Origin of the sequence: Nostoc sp. UHCC 0251 (genome assembly GCF_034932245.1) — a bacterium.
Taxonomy (GTDB): Bacteria; Cyanobacteriota; Cyanobacteriia; order Cyanobacteriales; family Nostocaceae; genus Nostoc.
This window is the reverse complement of sequence record NZ_JAYGHD010000233.1, coordinates 1-2,914: the sequence shown is the minus strand read 5'-3', so window position 1 is coordinate 2,914 and position 2,914 is coordinate 1. Positions and strand designations below refer to the sequence as shown.

The window sequence follows — 2,914 nt, the reverse complement described above, 5'->3', positions numbered from 1 at the left end:
CTGCTCCCTCATCCCCCACTCCCCACTCCCCACTCCCCACTCCCCACTCCCCACTCCCTACTCCTCAAAGATTTTGGCGGCGAAACTCGGCGGGAGTGAGACGCATGGGTTTTTCTGAGTTCCAGATTCCTTGGCCCATGAGCCTAGCCCATTGTTGGGCACGTTCTAAACGCTGGTCATATTTGTGATTAGGCGATCGCCCAACAAACATTACATTCCCTTGTTTGACTAATTCCTCATTCAACAACACCTTATTTTTCCACACATAAGCTAGAGTTCGCCCGATTTTGTCTTTTGCTTCTAAATCAAACTCCAGCTTTACCGATTGCTCTGCACCACCAATTAGATTCTCTAACTGTTCTTTTGCTGCTTCTCCCCAAGGTCGCTGTCGCAAATCTGGTGCATCAATACCAACTAACCGCACTTGAGAAATCAAATTTGGTTGTTCAGCCATGCCTAATACTTCTAAGCTTTGCCCACTAACTACCCGTGCTACTTTTACCTGGGCCTCATTATTTGGCAGTTGGTTTTTACCTTGGCAACTCACTAAGAGCAATAAGCAAGCCAAAATGGCTATTTTTCGCATCCAGTTACCAAGGCTCACAACCATCAAAAATTTTTCCCCTTGCCCCCTACCCCCTGCCTTATTCAATTGTTTATTCCTCATCTAACGGTAAACCCGCTTTAACTTTCCCCCTAGCAAAATATCGGCCAAACTGGAGTTCGTAGACTTCATCTTCGTCTTGTGTCTCCACCTCCAAGTCAGAACGAGGGTAACTCACACATAACAAGGCGTAACCTTGGCGACGTAAATCTGGCGACAATCCGATCGCCTCTGGTTGGTAAATTTCTCCCGATAAAACTCTCACTGCACAAGTGGTACAAGCCCCGTTGCGGCAGGAAAACGGTAGGTCTACCCCTTGTTTTTCGCCAGTGTGCAGGATGTAGCGGTCTTCTGGGACTTGTAGGGTGTGTGTTTTGCCAGTGGCGCGATCGCGAACTCTAATTGTGTATGTACGGGACATCTGGATTTGCGTTTTGGGATTGGGACTTTCAGATTCAATTTAAAATATCTTTCTTTATCTTTGCATTTTCTGGGATTCTATAGTATGATCGTAACTTGTGACACCTGGAGAGGTGGCCGAGTGGTTTAAGGCGCAGACCTGGAAAGTCTGTTAGGTGGAAACGTCTACGAGAGTTCGAATCTCTCCCTCTCCGTTCTAAAACCTAGTCTAAATATATAGTTTTAACCAGACTTCTACAAATAGTCGGGTTAAATAACTCATAGCAGGATATTGCCAAATATTTTTAACCATAATTGAGCCATTTTGTAAAGTCGCCAAACTCCTACTTCACTATGGCAACAGCCTGATGAACGGATCAGGTAAATTAAGATAAGTAAAGAAAACGCTTTGAACTAAATGGCAGCTCTAAGCTTACAAGAAATTTCTACTCAGTTAGAAAGTCCTAATTTACGCGATCGCATGGTAGCCCTTGCCAATTTGCGTCATGTGTCTGCTGAGGATGCAGTTCCTTTGATTAAAAAGGTACTAGATGACGAATCTTTGCAACTGCGATCGATGGCAATTTTTGCCCTTGGAATCAAGCCGACAGATGAATGTTATTCAATTTTGGTAAGAATTCTCGAAAATGACCCCGATTATGGGATACGCGCTGATGCCGCTGGTGCCTTAGGATATTTGGGTGATGCTAGAGCCTTTGAGGTGCTTTCGCGGGCGTTTTATGAAGATACTGATTGGCTAGTACGCTTTAGTGCAGCCGTTTCTCTAGGTAACATTAAAGATCCTCGTGCCCATCAAATTCTGATTCAGGCATTGGATAGCAAAGAAGTAGTGTTGCAACAAGCTGCAATCTCTGCGCTGGGAGAAATTAAAGATATTGAGTCTGTCGATAATATCCTACGCTTCGCTCAATCAGATGATTGGTTAGTCAGGCAGCGGTTGGCAGAAGCCTTGGGAAATCTTCCCACTCCCAAGAGTGTCTCAGCTTTAAAATACTTAGAAAAAGACAATCATTTCAACGTTGCTGAAGCAGCCAGAATTAGCCTCAAGAAGCTTGAGGAAATAGACAATCAAGCTTAATATTAGAGCCTACTGCTGCCTTTTAATAATTAAGTGGGACTTTTAGCATTTTGATGCAGGATAATTTCATTCATGAATATTGAAGAGTTTTTTCAGTTAAGCGCTGGTAAATGGTTTTCTCATCGGACTAGTCAACATTTGGCTTTTAACCAATCTGAAAATAGTAAGTCAGACATTATCATTGAGGCACTGGCAGTCGATCATCCAGAAGTCATAAAAGTGTGCCAACAGTACAAAATCAATCCTAGTTCCGCTTTTTGTGCTGCCAAAATTACCTGGAACGGCACAATGGATAAGGATCAAACAAAACATAGTGGTTCAACTGTGTTAGTTTCGGTACCTGATGCGAATAATCCGGGCCAAGGTAAGTTACTGCGGGAAGTTGCTGCCGAGAAAACCCCAGTTGCCGGACACTATAAATTTGACAGTGATGGTGCTTTAGTCTTAACTACAGAAGATGAAACCATGTCGTCAGAGGAGCGCCTGTGGTTTGCTAGCCCCAATTTGCGAATGCGGGCAAATGTCCTCAAGAGTTTTGGTGGATTTAGTATTACTTCGTTTACTTCTGAGATTCGCATGGGTGGGTTTCCACCAGCAGCGAAGACTTCTGAGGCGGCTAATTCAGTATCGAATTAGTTGGATAACAAAATGTTTCTCCCGGAATCAAGTTACCGTATACACACAAGTCCAATTACCCCCCTTAATCCCCCCTTATAAACGGGGGAAATTGGAAAATCTAGTTCCCTCCCCTTTATAAGCTACGGTGTATACACAAGTCGAAAAAAGATCAATTTCCCATTGTTATCTCGTTT

The 2,914-nt window shown here is 43.6% G+C and carries 4 protein-coding genes and 1 tRNA gene; 3 read left to right on the top strand and 2 right to left on the bottom strand.

Annotation, left to right across the window (positions count from 1 at the left end; all coding sequences use genetic code 11):
- Nucleotides 1–64: 64 nt before the first annotated feature.
- Nucleotides 65–610 carry a thermonuclease family protein gene (locus VB740_RS17720; protein WP_323201273.1) on the bottom strand — a complete coding sequence of 182 codons (546 nt, stop codon included), beginning with the start codon at nucleotides 608–610 and terminating at the stop codon, nucleotides 65–67.
- Nucleotides 611–656: 46 nt separating this feature from the next.
- Complete coding sequence (locus VB740_RS17715) at nucleotides 657–1,025, bottom strand: 2Fe-2S iron-sulfur cluster-binding protein (protein ID WP_323201272.1); 369 nt, start codon at nucleotides 1,023–1,025, stop codon at nucleotides 657–659.
- A gap of 106 nt (nucleotides 1,026–1,131) precedes the next feature.
- Here VB740_RS17715 and VB740_RS17710 point away from each other — a divergent pair.
- The 3 genes from VB740_RS17710 (at nucleotide 1,132) to VB740_RS17700 (ending at nucleotide 2,738) form a co-directional block, all read left to right on the top strand.
- A tRNA-Ser gene (locus VB740_RS17710) sits at nucleotides 1,132–1,218 on the top strand.
- Nucleotides 1,219–1,421: 203 nt separating this feature from the next.
- On the top strand, nucleotides 1,422–2,102 hold the full coding sequence (locus VB740_RS17705) for a HEAT repeat domain-containing protein (protein ID WP_323201271.1): 681 nt from the start codon (nucleotides 1,422–1,424) through the stop codon (nucleotides 2,100–2,102).
- A 72-nt stretch (nucleotides 2,103–2,174) separates the two neighbouring features.
- Complete coding sequence (locus VB740_RS17700; protein ID WP_323201270.1) at nucleotides 2,175–2,738, top strand: phycobiliprotein lyase; 564 nt, start codon at nucleotides 2,175–2,177, stop codon at nucleotides 2,736–2,738.
- Nucleotides 2,739–2,914 lie beyond the last annotated feature (176 nt).